The sequence below is a fragment of the Verminephrobacter eiseniae EF01-2 genome (assembly GCF_000015565.1).
In the GTDB taxonomy this organism is placed as follows: domain Bacteria; phylum Pseudomonadota; class Gammaproteobacteria; order Burkholderiales; family Burkholderiaceae_C; genus Acidovorax; species Acidovorax eiseniae.
Genome location: NC_008786.1, coordinates 776229 through 792390, shown reverse-complemented (window position 1 = coordinate 792390; position 16162 = coordinate 776229). Strand labels below are relative to the sequence as shown.

The 16162-nt window shown below is 65.6% G+C and carries 24 protein-coding genes; 18 read left to right on the top strand and 6 right to left on the bottom strand.

Going from position 1 to position 16162, the window contains the following annotated elements; translation table 11 throughout:
• The first annotated feature begins 86 nt into the window (after positions 1 to 86).
• The 5 genes from VEIS_RS25405 (at position 87) to VEIS_RS25400 (ending at position 2847) form a co-directional block, all read left to right on the top strand.
• The gene (locus VEIS_RS25405) at positions 87 to 602 is read left to right on the top strand and encodes a helix-turn-helix domain-containing protein (protein WP_011808514.1); all 516 of its coding nucleotides are present in this window, start codon (positions 87 to 89) and stop codon (positions 600 to 602) included.
• Positions 599 to 1249 carry a nucleotidyl transferase AbiEii/AbiGii toxin family protein gene (locus VEIS_RS03520; protein ID WP_011808513.1) on the top strand — a complete coding sequence of 217 codons (651 nt, stop codon included), beginning with the start codon at positions 599 to 601 and terminating at the stop codon, positions 1247 to 1249. The genes VEIS_RS25405 and VEIS_RS03520 overlap by 4 nt, the downstream gene beginning before the upstream one ends.
• A gap of 214 nt (positions 1250 to 1463) precedes the next feature.
• The gene (locus VEIS_RS03515; RefSeq protein WP_041949786.1) at positions 1464 to 2099 is read left to right on the top strand and encodes an FMN-binding negative transcriptional regulator; all 636 of its coding nucleotides are present in this window, start codon (positions 1464 to 1466) and stop codon (positions 2097 to 2099) included.
• A gap of 1 nt (position 2100) precedes the next feature.
• Entirely contained in the window at positions 2101 to 2385 is a 285-nt protein-coding gene (locus tag VEIS_RS03510; protein ID WP_041949785.1) for a hypothetical protein, read from the top strand.
• Between the two features lie 318 nt (positions 2386 to 2703).
• On the top strand, positions 2704 to 2847 hold the full coding sequence (locus VEIS_RS25400; RefSeq protein WP_157048386.1) for a hypothetical protein: 144 nt from the start codon (positions 2704 to 2706) through the stop codon (positions 2845 to 2847).
• A gap of 194 nt (positions 2848 to 3041) precedes the next feature.
• Here VEIS_RS25400 and VEIS_RS28195 read toward each other — a convergent pair whose 3' ends face one another.
• The 4 genes from VEIS_RS28195 to VEIS_RS30190 are packed head-to-tail and all read right to left on the bottom strand — an operon-like array spanning position 3042 to position 4034.
• Positions 3042 to 3200, bottom strand: coding sequence for a hypothetical protein (locus VEIS_RS28195; RefSeq protein WP_011808510.1), 159 nt, complete (start codon positions 3198 to 3200; stop codon positions 3042 to 3044).
• Positions 3201 to 3228: 28 nt separating this feature from the next.
• Entirely contained in the window at positions 3229 to 3384 is a 156-nt protein-coding gene (locus VEIS_RS28190; RefSeq protein WP_011808509.1) for a hypothetical protein, read from the bottom strand.
• A 54-nt stretch (positions 3385 to 3438) separates the two neighbouring features.
• Positions 3439 to 3855 (bottom strand): ISAs1 family transposase, encoded by a 417-nt coding sequence (locus tag VEIS_RS30195; protein ID WP_321161076.1) that lies wholly within the window; start codon positions 3853 to 3855, stop codon positions 3439 to 3441.
• Positions 3756 to 4034, bottom strand: a complete 279-nt coding sequence (locus VEIS_RS30190; protein ID WP_011808507.1) for a transposase family protein — start codon at positions 4032 to 4034, stop codon at positions 3756 to 3758. The genes VEIS_RS30195 and VEIS_RS30190 overlap by 100 nt, the downstream gene beginning before the upstream one ends.
• 232 nt (positions 4035 to 4266) lie before the next feature.
• Here VEIS_RS30190 and VEIS_RS03490 point away from each other — a divergent pair, with 232 nt between their 5' ends.
• Positions 4267 to 5259, top strand: coding sequence for a Bug family tripartite tricarboxylate transporter substrate binding protein (locus VEIS_RS03490; RefSeq protein ID WP_041950483.1), 993 nt, complete (start codon positions 4267 to 4269; stop codon positions 5257 to 5259).
• 239 nt (positions 5260 to 5498) lie between these two features.
• Here VEIS_RS03490 and VEIS_RS03485 read toward each other — a convergent pair whose 3' ends face one another.
• Together VEIS_RS03485 and VEIS_RS03480 are read right to left on the bottom strand one after the other, a co-directional pair.
• The gene (locus VEIS_RS03485; protein WP_011808505.1) at positions 5499 to 6476 is read right to left on the bottom strand and encodes a Bug family tripartite tricarboxylate transporter substrate binding protein; all 978 of its coding nucleotides are present in this window, start codon (positions 6474 to 6476) and stop codon (positions 5499 to 5501) included.
• Positions 6477 to 6488: 12 nt separating this feature from the next.
• On the bottom strand, positions 6489 to 7025 hold the full coding sequence (locus tag VEIS_RS03480; RefSeq protein ID WP_011808504.1) for a tetratricopeptide repeat protein: 537 nt from the start codon (positions 7023 to 7025) through the stop codon (positions 6489 to 6491).
• A gap of 320 nt (positions 7026 to 7345) precedes the next feature.
• Here VEIS_RS03480 and VEIS_RS03475 point away from each other — a divergent pair, with 320 nt between their 5' ends.
• The 12 genes from VEIS_RS03475 to rfbA all read left to right on the top strand — a co-directional run bounded on the left by VEIS_RS03475 (position 7346) and on the right by rfbA (position 16148).
• The gene (locus tag VEIS_RS03475) at positions 7346 to 8254 is read left to right on the top strand and encodes a ChaN family lipoprotein (RefSeq protein ID WP_011808503.1); all 909 of its coding nucleotides are present in this window, start codon (positions 7346 to 7348) and stop codon (positions 8252 to 8254) included.
• Complete coding sequence (gene purU / locus VEIS_RS03470) at positions 8251 to 9099, top strand: formyltetrahydrofolate deformylase (protein ID WP_011808502.1); 849 nt, start codon at positions 8251 to 8253, stop codon at positions 9097 to 9099. Before VEIS_RS03475 ends, purU begins: the two co-directional genes overlap by 4 nt.
• A gap of 53 nt (positions 9100 to 9152) precedes the next feature.
• Positions 9153 to 9551: a phosphoribosyl-AMP cyclohydrolase gene (hisI, locus tag VEIS_RS03465; RefSeq protein WP_198138011.1), complete on the top strand. Its 399-nt coding sequence runs from the start codon at positions 9153 to 9155 to the stop codon at positions 9549 to 9551.
• A gap of 5 nt (positions 9552 to 9556) precedes the next feature.
• Positions 9557 to 9961: a phosphoribosyl-ATP diphosphatase gene (locus VEIS_RS03460; RefSeq protein ID WP_011808500.1), complete on the top strand. Its 405-nt coding sequence runs from the start codon at positions 9557 to 9559 to the stop codon at positions 9959 to 9961.
• 101 nt (positions 9962 to 10062) lie between these two features.
• Positions 10063 to 11160 carry a patatin-like phospholipase family protein gene (locus VEIS_RS03455; protein WP_011808499.1) on the top strand — a complete coding sequence of 366 codons (1098 nt, stop codon included), beginning with the start codon at positions 10063 to 10065 and terminating at the stop codon, positions 11158 to 11160.
• A 32-nt stretch (positions 11161 to 11192) separates the two neighbouring features.
• Positions 11193 to 11549 carry a histidine triad nucleotide-binding protein gene (locus VEIS_RS03450; RefSeq protein WP_011808498.1) on the top strand — a complete coding sequence of 119 codons (357 nt, stop codon included), beginning with the start codon at positions 11193 to 11195 and terminating at the stop codon, positions 11547 to 11549.
• Positions 11550 to 11616: 67 nt separating this feature from the next.
• Positions 11617 to 11841, top strand: coding sequence for a Sec-independent protein translocase subunit TatA (gene tatA, locus VEIS_RS03445; RefSeq protein ID WP_011808497.1), 225 nt, complete (start codon positions 11617 to 11619; stop codon positions 11839 to 11841).
• Positions 11842 to 11880: 39 nt separating this feature from the next.
• Positions 11881 to 12345, top strand: coding sequence for a Sec-independent protein translocase protein TatB (tatB, locus tag VEIS_RS03440; RefSeq protein ID WP_011808496.1), 465 nt, complete (start codon positions 11881 to 11883; stop codon positions 12343 to 12345).
• A gap of 69 nt (positions 12346 to 12414) precedes the next feature.
• Entirely contained in the window at positions 12415 to 13203 is a 789-nt protein-coding gene (tatC, locus tag VEIS_RS03435; RefSeq protein WP_011808495.1) for a twin-arginine translocase subunit TatC, read from the top strand.
• A 46-nt stretch (positions 13204 to 13249) separates the two neighbouring features.
• Complete coding sequence (gene rfbB, locus VEIS_RS03430; RefSeq protein WP_011808494.1) at positions 13250 to 14368, top strand: dTDP-glucose 4,6-dehydratase; 1119 nt, start codon at positions 13250 to 13252, stop codon at positions 14366 to 14368.
• Positions 14365 to 15264 carry a dTDP-4-dehydrorhamnose reductase gene (rfbD, locus tag VEIS_RS03425; protein WP_011808493.1) on the top strand — a complete coding sequence of 300 codons (900 nt, stop codon included), beginning with the start codon at positions 14365 to 14367 and terminating at the stop codon, positions 15262 to 15264. The genes rfbB and rfbD overlap by 4 nt, the downstream gene beginning before the upstream one ends.
• Positions 15264 to 16148, top strand: a complete 885-nt coding sequence (gene rfbA, locus VEIS_RS03420; RefSeq protein ID WP_011808492.1) for a glucose-1-phosphate thymidylyltransferase RfbA — start codon at positions 15264 to 15266, stop codon at positions 16146 to 16148. Before rfbD ends, rfbA begins: the two co-directional genes overlap by 1 nt.
• Positions 16149 to 16162: the final 14 nt, after the last annotated feature.

Below are 16162 nucleotides of genomic sequence, written 5' to 3'. Positions count from 1 at the left end.
TGAGCGAGCGAGGATCTTGCCGACAATCACTCACACCTGATGTCGAATATATTGCACATCAAGAAGTTTGAGGGCAAGATCGACGCATGTCCACTCTTGACGAAATTGGCAAGGCCGTTCGCGTTCGCAGAACGGAGATGGGCCTCACCCAAGATCTTCTTGCTCGTCTCAGTGGACTTTCACGCTCGACCGTCAATACCGTGGAGAACCGGTCCATCGCCAATCTCAGCATAGCGAAGGCTGTGGCTCTGTTGGAATCCATAGGCCTGTCGATGAACGTCAACGTGAATGCGGCGCGGTCCTCTTCCCGAAAAAATGCACCCCCGAGTCGATCGGCGATGGAGCGTGCCGCGGCCACGGCCAGCATCAGCTATGGACAGGCGATGACTGCCAAGCAATTGGAGGTGGCGCTTCTCACAGGTGAGGCACCTCCGCGGATCAGACCGCATCTGCAAGTGATGCTGGACGAGGCGCCAGTCTCGCTGCTCGCAAAGGTCGTGGATGAGATCCATGCCGAAAAATCCATATCGAGGGCACAGGTCTGGAGCCAGATGCGAAAGCTGGCGCATGAACTGCAGTGCTACAGGCTTCTCTGGCAATGACGAAGGTCGATTTCAGGCGGGAGGGGTCGTGGCGCAGTCTTTGGCCCAAGGCTCTGGGTCTGATGCTGCATCTGGAAGAAGCCACCATCGAACCTCAATGGACCTTCGGCGGCGGGACAGTGCTGATGCTGCGTTTCGATCACAGGTTCAGTAAAGATATTGACCTTTTCGTTCCCGATCCCCAGTACTTGGGACATGTGAATCCACGTCTCGGTGGACCAGCCGAGGAACTCACAAGCGAGTACGAAGAGAGCGCTGAGTTCATCAAGCTTCAACTGCCTGAAGGGGAGATTGACGTAGTCGTCGGAGCCCCGCTGACGGCGCCGAACTTTGAGATCGTCGAGTACGAGCGGCGTCCGATTCGTGTGGAAACATCCGCCGAAATCATTGCCAAGAAGATGTGGCATCGTGGCGATCAGGCCAAGGCACGGGACCTGTTTGACCTCTGCGCAGTAGCCACGTTCGAGCCGGATGCAATCGAGGTCGCGCGCCCCTTCATGCGACGACACGCAGCAGCCTTTCTTCGGAGATTGGATGCCCGAGCGGAAATGGCAGAACTCGAGTTCGACGAAATTGAAGCCAGCTCCTTCCGGATGTCCTTCCGGGAATGCCTGGTACTTGCCCACACAATTCTTGATCCTCTGTAAGCGCAGATAGCCGAAGCCCGCACCGAGCAAATATGCTCGATTCGTCTACGACAGAGAAGCCCAGCTTCGCGTCCGTATACATGCATGCAAACCGTTTTACGTCACCGAAAAGAGCTTGCAATCGGCGCCGGGTCCATACATGCACGGAAACCGAGATCACCCCAAGATAGGCCGGTTCGGGGACAATCGGGGTTCGCCACGAGGAAAACCCCCCATGTACATGCCCCCGCAGTTCAACGCCAAGGACCCGGCCATCGCGCTGGAGTTGATGCGCTCGCATCCGTTCGCGAGCCTGATCTCGAACGACACCGACGGCCTGCCATTCGTCACGCACCTGCCGCTGGTGGCGGAGGCGGGCGAGAGCGACCAACTGGCGTTGTGGGGGCATTGCGCCAAGCCCAACCCGCATTGGCGCTACCTGCAGGCACGGCCGCAGGCGGTCGTCACGTTCCTCGGGCCGCATTCGTACCTGTCGCCCCAGGTCTATCCCGACCTCGCGCGTGTGCCGACGTGGAACTACCTCGCGGTGCATTGCACGGTCGAGGCCCGCCTGATCGAGGAGCCCACGGAGAAAGACGTGTTGCTCAAGAAGCTCATCGGCGAGCATGAGCCCGCTTACGCGCAGCAGTGGCGCGACCTGGGCGAGGAGTTCCAGCGCAAGATGCTGAACGGCATCGTCGGCTTCGAGCTGAAGGTGACTGCGCTGCAGTGCAAGGTCAAGATCAACCAGCATCGCAGGGAATCGCATGCGGGCATGCGTGCCATGTACGGCGCCGGCACGCCGGACGAGCAGGCGCTGGCGGCGTGGATGGACCGGCTCGGCATGAATGCCGAGGCGCAGGGAAGCTGAAATGCGCGTGTTCGGATTGCTCGGCCTGGTGCTGGCGCTCGTGATCGTCGGACTGATCGCCAAGAAGCACCAGAGCTGCAGCAGTCGGATCAGACACGTGCTCGAGCAGCTTCGGGCGCGATCGCTTTCGGTTATGGTCCCAGCCATGATCCAGGCCGCCCCGCTATTTGTCAGCGCCGCGACCATGCCCATTTCGCACACCATGCGCAATGCCGCACAAAGTTCGCGGTCGTATTTCGCCGCGGAACGAGGCGCCGTTGTCGCGGCCGTGTCGCTCGCAGCCTGATGCCACGCTGACTGCGTCGCCTGCTGTATTGCCATGTTTCTATGGCCGTCGCTCAAGGACGCCGAGCTGCGCCCCGTTTACAGCGGCTGCGCCGGAACAGCCGTGTTGTTCGATGCTATGTGATCCTGTACGTGCAGATCGGCGAGCTCGGGCACGTCAAGATCGCGAACGTGAAGATCAGCTGCGGCGACGCAAAGCTGGACCAGCAAGCCGTGCGCGAGACCAAGGCCCAGGTGCATCCCGTGCCGCGCGTGGGCCGCAAGGCCGTGGCCCGATGGCACATGATCCGCTGGGAGGTGCCACTGGATCGCAGGCCTAGTGTCGCGTCACCGATCATCTGTCGGTCTGCGCTGGCCATCGAACCGTATCGCGGCGTTGCATCGCTTGCCAATACGCTTGGTATTGGCAAGCGATGCGCCTTGCGCTGCGCTCCGATGGCTGCGCGCAGCCTACGACATCTGACCGGTGACGCGACACTAGACTAACGCGATCTCACTGGGCCTGGCCGCGCCTTTGCGAACAGGATGGCGATTCTGGTAGCGCTGCAGCCAGAGGCGAGCGGCAATCGCGTGCGCCATGGAAAACGGACCCGCTCGGGGTCCGTTTGGAGGTGCAAGAAAAGCCGCCGGCGCGAATGCCGAGACTGGTGTCGCAAGTCAGCGGGTGCGGATTTCTCCGTACATTTCCATCTCGATCTGATCGAGCCGCTTGTTCGACTTGTAGCCTGCCCATAGCTCGGCAGCGATCACGCTGACCGGTACGCCCAGGGCAATGATGCCCAAGGCCCAGACCACGAATGGATTGCTCATGTTCATGAAATTCTCCTTGAACGTTGAAACGATTCTAGTCCACCGTGCCCAGCGTTGCCAGATTGCTCCGCGCTCGACCGATGATCCCCAGCGCAGACAGCCGCATGATGGCCCAGACGCCGACAGCCACCACGAACGCGATGATGTCGACGCCCATACGGGCGTCCGACGCTATCTGCAGCACATTCATGCAACGGATTCTCTTTTACAGAAAAGCGGGCATGGCACGCCCAAGACCGGAGCATCAAATTTCCCGCAGATGAAGGATATTGGCGAGGTAGTCCGGGCTCCAGGCAGCGGCCTTGCGCTTTTTTGGCAGGCGCATGGCGCGAGAGTGGTCAGCACGAAACAGGTTCATGGCGACGCGGCGCGGCAATGAGAAGTCGAGTGCGGCATTGCGTAGCCGGATGGGGCAGGCGTCCTCTCCAAAGGTCACATCCAGGCACCAGTGCAAGCCATTTTCAATGCCCCAGTGCATGCGCACAGCGTGCAAAATGCGCTCACTGTCGGCGGGCAATGAACTGATCACATAGCGCCGATCAGTCTCGGTCTTGCTGCCGATCACGCGGCTGGAGTCGATACAGGCCACCGAAGTGATACCCGACGGATGGTGTCGTGCCCGGGAATGCCGTTGCGCAGTTTCAGATAGCGACGCAGCCAGCCTTCGCGCGCGTGTCCCCAGTCCTCTATGTCATCCCACCCTTGTGCCCCTGACATGACCGCGCACAGTGCCAAAACCAGTATGTCGAGCAGGTTGTGGTCGGTGCGGCCTGCAACCCGCGGGTCCTTCAACTGGCGCAACTGCTCGATGATCTCTTCTATCGTGTCTTTCTCCGCCATCTCTTGCTCCTGAAACCCAAGAGTAGGCACGATTCCTGAGCCGCTTTTACAACGGCTTATCGTAAGTCGTTGAATGTAAACAAACTTTGATGCTCCGGCCCTGTCCTGCCGCCCCGCGCCGGTAGCGCCCGGCCTGCGTTTGCCGTAGATTGGCGCGATCCCGGCGCCACCGGTCCCACCGGGTTTGGTGTACCGTTGCCCTCGACCACCCGCCGCAGGAGCCACCCGGATGATGCACACACGCCGCCAATTCATGCACCGGGCGGGCTGCGCCGCAGCGCTCGGCGCCCTGTCCGCGCTGACCGTCCGGGCCCAGGCCATCGGGCCGGTCAAGATTCTCTACGGCTTTTCTGCCGGCAGTGCCGGCGACACCGTGGCGCGCAGGGTGGGCGACAAACTCGCCGGTTCGGCCTACACCAGCCATGCCGCCGTGGTGGAGAACAAGCCCGGCGCGAGCGGACGGATCGCGCTGGAACTGCTCAAGACCGCGCCCGGTGATGGCAGCGTGCTGGCGCTGGCGCCGTTCTCGTGCACCGCCATCTATCCCCACATCTACCGCCAGCTCAGCTACGACCCGGCCAACGATTTCCAGCCGGTGTCGATCGCTGCGATCATGCACCACGCCCTGGCGGTGGGGCCGCTGGTGCCGGCGTCGGTCAAGACGATCAAAGACTTCCTGGCCTGGGCCAAGGCCAACCCGGAGCAGGCCAACTATGGCTCGCCCGCCGCCGGCTCGACCCCGCACTTCATTGGCGCCCTGTTCGGTCTGGGCAGCGGGGTCGCGCTCCGGCATGTGCCTTATCGCGGCTCCATACCTGGCGTGACCGACCTGGTGGGCGGGCAGATTGCGGCCATGGTGACCCCCAGCGGGGACTTCACCGCCTACTACAAGGCCGGCAAGCTGCGGCTGCTGGCCACATCGGGCCATGCGCGCTCACCGTTTACACCGGATGTGCCCACTTTCGCCGAGCAGGGCCATGCGGAACTGAGCATCGAGGAGTGGCTCGGCTTTTACGCCCCGGGCAAGACCGCCGCCAGCGTCGTGGCCGTCGCCAGTGCGGCGATCAACGCCGCCGTCAAGGAACAGGCGGTCATCGACAGCCTGGCCCTGGTCGGGCTGATTGCCAAGGGATCGACCCCGGCCGAGATGCGCTCTTTCCAGCAAGCGGAGTTCGAGCGCTGGGGCCCGCTGGTCAAGAAAGTCGGCTTCACCGCCGATTCCTGAGCCGGCGGCGGTTGCCGCAGGCGGCCCTGGCGCTACGGCTGCGCTCGATACTAGTGTCGCGTCACGGATCAGATGTCGTAGGCTGCGCGCAGCCATCGGAGCGCAGCGCAAGGCGCATCGCGCCGCCCATACCGAGCGTATTGGCAAGCGATGCAACGCCGCGATGCGCTTCGATGGCCAGCGCAGACCGACAGATGATCGGTGACGCGACACTAGGCCGGTGCCGCAGGCGCGCCGGTTCAGTGCGCGCGGATTTTTGCCGTCTGCACCAGTTTGCCGATGTCCAGATACTCTTGGCGCAGCGTCTGCATCGTGCTTTCGCCGTCGACGAACCTGACCACGACGCTCATCTTGGCAAATTGCGCCTTCACTTGCGGCTCGTCCAGCGCGCGTCGCAGCGTCGCGGCAAGCCGGTCCTGGATCGGCGCAGGCGTTGCGGCGGGCACGAACAAGCCGACCCATGCGACCAATTCTGCGCCCGGGTACCCCGCTTCCCGCACCGTCGGTACATGGGGCAGATCGGGCGAGCGGGTGGCCGAAGTGATGGCCAAAGCGCGCAGTTGCCCCTGCTTGACGCGCTGCACTGAGCCAAAGGTGGTGTCAAAGCCCATGCTGACCTGGCCGGCCAGCACGGCTTGCACGCATTGCGGGCCGCTCTTGTAGGGGATCTCCGCGATGTCGATAGCGGCGGCAACCCGGATCGCTTCGCCCGACAGATGCGCCGTGCTGCCCTTGCCGAACGAGGCGTAGCTGATTTTCTCGCCCCTCCTTGCGGCGTCGACGACATCGGCCAGCGTCTGGTACGGCGCGTCGGGTTTGACCACGATGAGATTGGGCAGGGTCGCCATGGTGCCGATGGCGGCGAAGCTGCGCAGCGGGTCGTAAGGCAGCTTGTCCATGATGTGCGGACTGATGGTGAAAGCCGAGTTGGTGCCCATGAACAGCGTATGGCCGTCTGGTTCGGAGCGCGCCACCGCGTCGGCGCCGATCATGGTGCCCGCGCCGGGGCGGTTGTCGATCAGCACCGGCTGGCCCAGTTCGGCCTGGAACTTGGGGCTGAGCAGGCGGGCCATGGAGTCGATGGTGCCGCCGGCCGCGTAGGGCACGACGATCTTGATCGGCCGGCCCGGATAGTCGGCGGCCAGCGCTGCGCCGATGGTCATGGCCATGATGGCCATCGGCGGCAGCGCCGCCCGTATTTTTCGGGTAAGGGTCATTTTCTTGTCTCCTCAGCGCGCGCGGCCTGTGCCGAACAGTTCCCGGATCAGCGCCAGCTTGGGCCGGACCGAGGCGGCGCTGTTGGCATCGAGCTGCATGGCCTTGCTGTAGGCCTGGCTGGCCAGCCAGGCGTAGATATCGCCCAGGTTCTCCTGCGCCGTGGCGTAGCCCGGGTTGGCGCGCAGCGCCATTTCCAGCGTCGCGCGGGCCTGGTCCCACTGGTTCTGGCGGGCGTAGAGCACGGCCAGATTGTTATAGGGCTCGGGCAGTTCGGGGAACTCTTGCGTGAGCTCGGTGAAGCTGGCGATGGCGCGCTCCGGTTCGCCGGCGTCGGTTTGGGCCAGCGCGCGCAAAAAGCGCAGTTGCGGGTCGCGCGGATGCTCCGTCAGGCGCTGCTCGGCCAGGGTCAGCGCTTGGGCGGCCTGGCCGGATTGGAGTAGCGCAGAGATGTCGGCATGGTCGTCCGCCTGGGCCCGGCCCGCGCCCGGCAGGGCGGTCAGCGCCAGCCATTGCAGCAGGCATGCAAATAGACGTAAGGCTTGCTTCATGAGGGCCAGGAGATGCCGGGCGGCGGCGGATGCGGCAACGGGTTGTCAACAGGGAAAAGTCGCACCAGCAGTGTGATCGAGGGCTTCACCCAACGGGTGCGACAAGACAGCAGGGGGACAGGGGGAGGAAAGGCCGATGGCAAGTGTAGAGAAAAATCGGGAACGACATGCCATCGCCATGTCCGCCGGCCCGGCATCGGTCAGCGCAAACCGATGGCATCGGGCCAGTGTCGCGTCACGAGGCCGCGCAGGTCGAACGCGGCCGGCAGCGCACCCGGCGCCAATCCCGACACCGGGCCGGGCGCGGGTAGCATCGCGCAATGCTCCGACCGTTGCTTTGCGCTCCTGTTCCTTGCTGGCCTGTCTGCCGGGCGCTGTGCCTGGCCGGCGCCCTGCTGCTGGCCGGCTGTGCCGGCAGTGCGCCGCCGGCCCCATGGCCCGGGCGCCTGCTGGGCTTGCTCCCGGCCGATGCGCTGCTGCTCGGCGAGCAGCACGATGCCGCCGAACATCAGCGCTTGCAACGCCAGGCCGTGCAATGGCTTGCAGCGCGCGGGCAATTGGCTGCCGTGGTCATCGAAATGGCCGAGCACGGGCATGGCACCCGGGGCCTGCCACGCCAGGCTTCGCAGGCCCAGGCCCGGGCCGCGCTGCAGTGGAACGACGCTGCCTGGCCCTGGAGCAGCCATGGCCCGGTGGTGATGGCCGCCGTGGCTGCGGGCGTTCCGGTGCTCGGCGGCAATCTGCCGCGCAGTCGCCTGCGCGCCGCGATGGACGATGCCGCCTGGGACCGGCATCTGCCGGCCCCGGCGCTGCAGCGGCAGTACGACGCGCTGCGCCAAGGCCATTGCGGGCTGCTGCCCGAGGCGCAGTTGGTGCCGATGGCGCGCATGCAGATCGCCCGCGACGCGAGCCTGGCCCGCACCGTGCAGCAGGCGCTGCACCCCGGCCAGAGTGTGCTGCTGCTGGCCGGCAACGGCCATGTGCTGCGCCGCCTGGGCGTGCCCACCCACTGGCCTGCCAGTCTGGTGTCGAAAGTGGTGATGATGCAGACGCTGCAGACGCAATCGGCACGCACTGAGATCGACGATGAGGCCGACATGGTGATCACCACGCCCGCCCTGCCGCCGCGCGATGCCTGCGCCGTATTGCGGCGCTCCCGGTCCGGCATGGCGGCGCCCCCGGCCCTGAGCAGCGCCAGCCCGGCTGCGACAATCGCGCTCCGCCCATGACCCATGCCTATGTCCTGACCCTGTCCTGCCCCGACCGTCTGGGGCTGGTGCACGCCGTCTCGGGCTTTTTGCTCGAACATGGCGGCAACATCGAAGAAGCCGCGCAGTACAACGACCACGCCACGGGCCTGTTCTTCATGCGCGTGCGGTTTGCCTGCGCGCTGCATGACCAGGCCGGCTTCAAAGACCGGCTGGGCCGCTTCGCCGCGCTCCATCAGATGCGCTGGAGCCTGCATCTGGCGGCCGAGCCGGTCAAGACTGTGCTGCTGGTCAGCAAGGAGGGCCATTGCCTGAACGACCTGCTGTTTCGCTGGCAATCGGGCCTGCTGCCGGTGGATATCCGCGCCATCATCAGCAACCACCGCGACTTTTGTCCGCTGGCGGCCAGCTACGCCGTGCCGTTTCACCACCTGCCCGTCAGCGCCGCCACCAAGGCGCAGGCCGAGGCCAGGCTGCTGGAGATCATCGAGGCCGAGGGCGCCGAACTGGTGGTGCTGGCGCGCTACATGCAAGTGCTGTCGGACGCGCTGTGCCGGCAACTGGCCGGCCGCGTGATCAACATCCACCACAGCTTCCTGCCCAGTTTCAAGGGCGCAAAGCCGTACCACCAGGCCCATGAGCGTGGCGTCAAGCTCATCGGCGCCACGGCCCACTATGTGACGGCCGATCTCGACGAAGGCCCGATCATCGAGCAGGATGTCGCGCGCGCCGAGCACACCGATACCGTCGAGACCCTGATCGCGCGCGGCCGCGACACCGAAAGCCAGGTGCTGGCCCGCGCGGTCAAATGGCACAGCGAGCACCGCGTGCTGCTCGATGGACACAAAACGGTGGTTTTCCGATGAGTGGTCGCCCCGTCGGGGACATCGATACGAAGAGGGCCTCGAAATCACCGACAATCGCAGCGATGGACTGGCTCGACGACGTGAAATGGGATGCGCAGGGCTTGGTGCCGGTGATCGCGCAAGAGCAGGGCACGGGCGACGTGCTGATGCTGGCCTGGATGAACCGCGAGGCGCTGCGGCAGACCGCAGCACTCGGGCGCGCCGTGTACTTCAGCCGCTCGCGCGGCAAGCTGTGGTTCAAGGGCGAGGACTCGGGCCATGCGCAGACGGTGCACGAGATCCGCCTCGATTGCGACCGTGATGTGCTGCTGCTGCGGGTCACGCAGCAGGGCCACCAGCCCGGCATTGCCTGCCATACCGGGCGCCATAGCTGCTTTTTCAGCCGGCTCGGCGACGGCGCCTGGCAGGCGGTCGATGCGGTCTTGAAAGACCCCCGGGCCATCTACGGCTGAACCCCATGCCTGATGACGATTTGCAACACCGCTCGCAGGACATTCTGGCGCGCCTGGCCGCCGTCATCGAAAGCCGCAAGATCGCCCATGGCGGCGACCCCACCAAGAGCTACGTTGCGCGCCTGCTGCACCAAGGCCCGGACGCCTTTCTGAAGAAGATCGGCGAAGAGGCCACCGAAGTGGTCATGGCCGCCAAGGATGCCGACCATGGGGCCGACAAGGCAAAAATCATCTGCGAAGTGGCCGATCTGTGGTTTCATTGCATGGTCGCTCTGGCCCACTACGGATTGACGCCCGACCAAGTGCTGGCCGAGTTGCAGCGCCGCGCAGGCAGCAGCGGCATCGAGGAAAAGGCGCTGCGCAAGCTGCTCGGACGTGGCAGCGCCGACCAGGCCAGGGAGTCGCCATGATGGACAGGGCGGTGCTGCCCGGGCGCGGGTTTGCCGTACCGGCATGACCGGCAGCCCCGGCCCGCGCAAGCGGCACACCGCCATGCGCCACGGTGCCCATGATGACGCAGACTGAAACATCCCCGCGACGGCTGAACCTGGCGCTGCAAGGCGGCGGCTCGCATGGCGCGTTCACCTGGGGCGTGCTGGATGCGCTGCTCGAAGACGGGCAGTGGCAGTTCGATGGCGTCAGCGGCACCAGCGCGGGCGCGATGAACGCCGTGGCCCTGGCCCATGGCTTCGCCCGGGCGGCGCAGGCGCACAAAGACCCCGGCGAGGTCCACCGGGCCGGTTGCGCGCTGGCCCGGGAATCGCTCACGCGGCTATGGGAGGGGGTCGGCACCCTGGGCAACCTGATGGGCGGGCTGCCTTTGGCGACGGCCAACCCGGTCTTGGGCATGATGCGCCAGTGGCTCTCGCCCTACCAGACCAACCCGCTGGACATCAACCCGCTGCGCGGTTTGCTCGAGCGCGAGATCGACTTCGCGCTGCTGCGCGCAGCGCATGGCGCCCGACCGGTCGCGGCGCATCGCGTTCCACACGGCTCGGCGCATGGCGCCGAGGGGACGACGGCAGACGGGCCCAAGGTGTTCGTCTGCGCCACCAACGTGCGCACCGGGCGCAGCCAGATCTTCAGCGGCCCGCGCCTGAGCGTCGATGCGGTGATGGCCTCGGCCTGCCTGCCGCTGCTGTTCCAGGCCGTCGAGATCGACGGCGAGCATTACTGGGACGGGGGCTACTCGGGCAACCCTGCGCTGCACCCGCTGATCTACCAGACCGGCACCTCGGACATCCTGCTGGTGCAGATCAACCCCATCGAGCACCCGACGCTGCCGCATTCGGGCGCCGAGATCATCGAGCGCATCAACGAGGTCACCTTCAACGCCAGCTTGCTGGCCGAACTGCGCGCCATCGAGTTCGTGCGCCGCCTGCTGGCCGAGGGCAAGCTCGATCCGCGCCGCTACAAGAGCGTGCGCATGCACCGCATCGACGGCGGCGCGGTGCTGCAGCCGTTTGCGGCCGACAGCAAGATGCGCGCGGACCTGGCCTTCGTGCGCCAACTCTTTGCCTTGGGCCGTGAGGCCGGCCAGCAGTGGCTGCAGGCGCACCGCCAGGATGTCGGGCTGCGCCCCTCGATCAAGATCGCGGACAATGCGTAGCTCTCGTTCCTGCCGTATCCCTTTGCTTGACCATGCACGATCCGAACTGCCTTTTTTGCAAAATCATCGCCGGCCGGCTGCCGTCGAAGAAAGTCCATGAAGACGAAGAAATCTTCGCCTTCCACGACATCCACCCCTGGGCGCCGGTGCATTTCTTGCTGGTTCCCAAACTGCATATCCCGTCGATGGCCCAGGTCGATGCCGGGCACGCGGGCCTGCTCGGGCGCATGATGGCGCTGGCACCCCGGCTGGCGCTGGAGCAGGGGTGCAACCCGTACCCCGAGGGGGGCTTTCGCATCGTGGTCAACACCGGCGGCGAGGGGGGGCAGGAAATCCACCACCTGCATCTGCATGTGATGGGCGGCCCCCGCCCTTGGCTCAAGGGCTGAACGCAAGGGCTGAACCCGGCCCATGGGCCGCCGTCTAAAATGGGCGCCATTCATCAGGAGAGATCTCATGGGCACTTTTTCCATCTGGCACTGGCTGATCGTGCTGCTGGTCGTCGTCGTGGTGTTCGGCACCAAGAAACTCAGGAACATCGGCACCGATCTGGGCAGCGCCGTCAAGGGCTTCAAGGACGGCATGAAGGACGCGGCGACCGATACCGCGCCCGCAGGCCAGGTGGCCAACCAGTCCACCGCCGACCAGACCATCGATGTCCAAACCAAACCAAAAGGCTGAGCCGGTGGCGCCGATTGGCCCCGCACCGGCGCTTGACCCATGATTGACATCGGCCTGTCCAAGATGGCGCTGATCGGCGCCGTGGCCCTGATCGTGATCGGCCCGGAAAAGCTGCCCCGCGTGGCGCGCACGGTCGGCACGCTGCTGGGCAAGGCGCAGCGCTATGTGGCCGATGTCAAGGCCGAGGTCAACCGCTCGATGGAGCTCGACGAACTCAAGAAGATGAAGGACACGGTGGAGAGCGCCGCGCGCGAGGTGCACGACTCGATACAGACCAGCGCCAGCGCATTCGAGAAGGACTGGGCCGAGGCCATCGACAGCGCCGCCCCCCTGCCGGGTTCGACGGCGACGGTGCCTGCGCCCGAGTACAAACACCCGGGCAAGCGCTGGCGCCTCAAGCGCAGCGCGCTGCCCCAGTGGTACAAGGCCAGGAGCGGCGTGCGCAGCAAAGCCCTGTCCGGCGCGGCCCGTGTGGCGCGCTACCGGCCCGGAAAATCCCGCTGACACCGCTTCGGGCGCGCTGCCCGGGCCTACCGACCATACAGACGGCCCGAACGCCCACGAGCATCCAACATGTCCGAAACCCCCTCCCCGGAAGACGAACTCGCCGGCACCGAACAGCCCTTCGTGCAGCACCTGGTGGAACTGCGCGACCGGCTGCTCAAAGCCATCGCCGCCGTTGGCATCGCGCTGGTCATCCTGTTTTTCTTTCCGGGGCCCGGCGCGCTGTACGACTTTCTGGCCGCGCCGCTGGTGGCGCACCTGCCCAAGGGGGCCACGCTGATCGCCACTTCGGTGATCTCGCCGTTCGTGGTGCCGCTGAAAATCCTGCTGATGACGGCCTTTTTGCTGGCCCTGCCCTATGTGCTGTGGCAGGTCTGGGCCTTTGTCGCACCCGGCCTGTATGCGCACGAGAAAAGGCTGGTGCTGCCGCTGGTGCTCTCCAGCACGCTGCTGTTTTTCATCGGCGTGGCGTTTTGCTACTACTGGGTGTTCGGCCAACTGTTTGCTTTCATCCAGAGCTTTGCGCCCAAGACCATTACGGCAGCGCCCGACATCGAGGCCTACCTGAACTTCGTGCTGTCGATGTTCCTGGCCTTTGGGCTGGCGTTCGAGGTGCCGATTGCCCTCGTGGTCTTGGTGCGCATGGGCGTGGTCAGTGTGCAAAAGCTGCGCGAATTTCGCGGCTATTTCGTCGTGCTGTCGTTTATCGTGGCGGCCATCGTGACCCCGCCCGACGTGGTCTCGCAGTTGTCGCTGGCCCTGTCCATGTGCGCCCTGTACGAGGTCGGCCTGTGGGCCGCGCAACTGTTCATCAAGCACACCCGGGCGCCCGACGCCCCCGAGGAGACTGCCTCGTGATGGATAATCGCCGGCTTGCCGCAAGGCACCTCCAACGGCCCATCCCATGATTTTGGTTACCGGCGGCGCGGGCTTCATCGGCGCCAACTTCGTGCTCGACTGGCTTGCGTCTTCAGACGAGCCGGTGCTCAACCTCGACAAGCTGAGCTACGCCGGCAACCTGCACAACCTGGAGGGCCTGCGCCAAGACCCGCGCCATCGGTTCGTGCAAGGGGACATCGGCGACAGCGCATTGCTGGCCGGCTTGCTGGCCGAGCACCAGCCGCGCGCCATCGTCCATTTCGCGGCCGAGTCGCATGTCGATCGCTCCATCCACGGCCCGGAAGATTTCATCCAGACCAACATCGTCGGCACTTTCCGGCTGCTCGAAGCGGTGCGCCGATACGGCGCCGCGCTGCCCGACCGCGCCCGGCAGGGCTTGCGCTTCCTGCAAGTGAGCACCGACGAGGTCTACGGCTCTTTGGCGCCCCGGGAGCCGGCTTTCGCCGAAACCCGCGCATTCCAGCCCAACAGCCCCTACAGCGCCAGCAAGGCGGCCAGCGACCACTTGGTGCGCGCCTGGCACCACACCTATGGCCTGCCGGTGCTGACCACCCATTGCAGCAACAACTACGGGCCGTTGCAGTTCCCGGAGAAACTGATCCCGCTGATGATCGTCAACGCCCTGGGGGGCCAGCCATTGCCGGTGTACGGCGACGGCCTGCAGCGGCGTGACTGGCTGTATGTGAAAGACCATTGCAGCGCCATCCGCCGCGTGCTGGAGGCCGGCCAGGTGGGCCACAGCTACCACATCGGAGGCGGCAACGAGCAAGCCAACATCGACATCGTGCACAGCATCTGCACCCTGCTCGACGCGCTGCGGCCCCGTCCCGACGGCCAGAGCTACCTGAGCCAGATCGCGCATGTGCAAGATCGCCCCGGCCATGACCGGCGCTACGCCATCGACGCGCGCAAGATCGGGCGCGAACTGGGCTGGCAACCGGCCGAGACCTGGGCCAGCGGCATCCGCAAGACCGTGCAGTGGTATCTGGAGCACCCGCAATGGGTGGCCCAGGTACAGACCGGCGCCTACCGGGACTGGGTGCAGACCTGCTACCCGCAGGTTCCAGCGGCCGATGCGGCCGATGCGGCCGGGGAGATCCGAGCGGCGGGCAGCGGCGCATGAACATCCTGCTTTTTGGCCGCAACGGGCAGTTGGGCTGGCAGTTGCAGCGCAGCCTGGCGGTTTTGGGGCCGGTCACGGCGCTGGGCCATGACAGCACCGGGCATTGCGCAGACTTTGCCAACCCCTGCGGCGTGGTCGACACCGTGCGCGCGCTGCGCCCGGACGTGATCGTGAACGCGGCGGCCCATACGGCCGTCGACCAGGCCGAAAGCGAGCCTGACCTGGCGCGCACCCTGAACGCGCTGACGCCCGGCGCATTGGCGCAAGAGGCGGCCAGATCGGCGGCGCTGTTCGTGCACTACAGCACCGACTACGTGTTCGACGGCAGCGGGCAGCGGCCCTGGCTGGAGACCGACCCCCCTGCGCCGCTCAGCGTCTATGGCCGCACCAAGCTCGAAGGCGAGCAAGCGGTGCAGCAATCGGGCGCGCAGCACCTGATCTTTCGCACCAGTTGGGTCTACGCGGCGCGCGGCGCCAACTTTGCCAAGACCATGCTGCGGCTGGCGCAGCAGCAAGAGCGCCTGACGGTGATCGATGACCAGTGGGGCGCGCCCACGGGCGCCGAACTGCTGGCCGATGTCACGGCCCACGCCATCCGGCAACTGCAGCAGCGCCCGCAGGATGCGGGCCTGTACCACCTGGCCGCAGCCGGCGCCACCACCTGGAACGGCTATGCCCGGTATGTGCTGGCCCGGGCGCGCCAATCGCCGTTGGCCGGCAAGATCATGGCCACGGAGGTGCTGCCGATCTCCGGCAGCGCCTTCCCGACCCCGGCCATACGCCCCCGCAACTCACGCCTCGACACGCACAAGCTGCAAACGCGCTTCGGCCTGACCCTGCCCCATTGGCAGACCGGCGTGGCGCGCATGTTGAGCGAAATCCTCTGCCCATCCTGATGACGACACGCAAAGGCATCATCCTGGCCGGCGGCTCCGGCACCCGCCTGCACCCGGCCACGCTGGCCATCAGCAAGCAACTGCTGCCGGTGTACGACAAGCCGATGATCTACTACCCGCTGAGCACCCTGATGCTGGCCGGCATGCGCGAGATCCTGATCATCAGCACCCCGCAGGACACGCCGCGCTTCGAGCAACTGCTCGGCACCGGCCAGCAATGGGGCATTGCGCTGCACTACGCGGTGCAGCCGCACCCGGACGGCCTGGCGCAGGCGTTCCTGATTGGCGAAACCTTCCTCGGCGACGCCCCCAGCGCGCTGGTGCTGGGCGACAACATCTTCTACGGCCACGACTTTCACGAACGCCTGGGCCGTGCCATGGCGCGCACCGAAGGGGCGAGCGTGTTTGCCTACCATGTGCAAGACCCTGAGCGCTACGGCGTGGTCGGGTTCGATGCCCAAGGCAAGGCGGTTTCGCTGCAGGAAAAGCCGTCCGCGCCGCCCTCGAGCTACGCGGTGACGGGGCTGTACTTTTATGACAACCAGGTGGTCGAACTGGCCCGGGGGCTGAAGCCCTCGCAGCGCGGCGAATACGAGATCACCGACCTGAACCGCCGGTACCTGGAACAAGCGCAACTGCATGTCGAAATCATGGGCCGTGGCTACGCCTGGCTGGACACCGGCACCCACGAAAGCCTGCTACAGGCCGGGCAGTTCATCGCCACACTGGAACATCGCCAGGGCCTGAAAATCGCCTGCCCCGAGGAGATCGCCTGGCGCCAACGGTGGATCGACGGCGCACAGTTGGAACGCCTGGCGCAGCCGCTGTGCAAAAGCGGGTACGGGCAATACCTGTTGCGCGTGCTCGCCGACAAGATTTACTGAACCCCCCCTCCCAT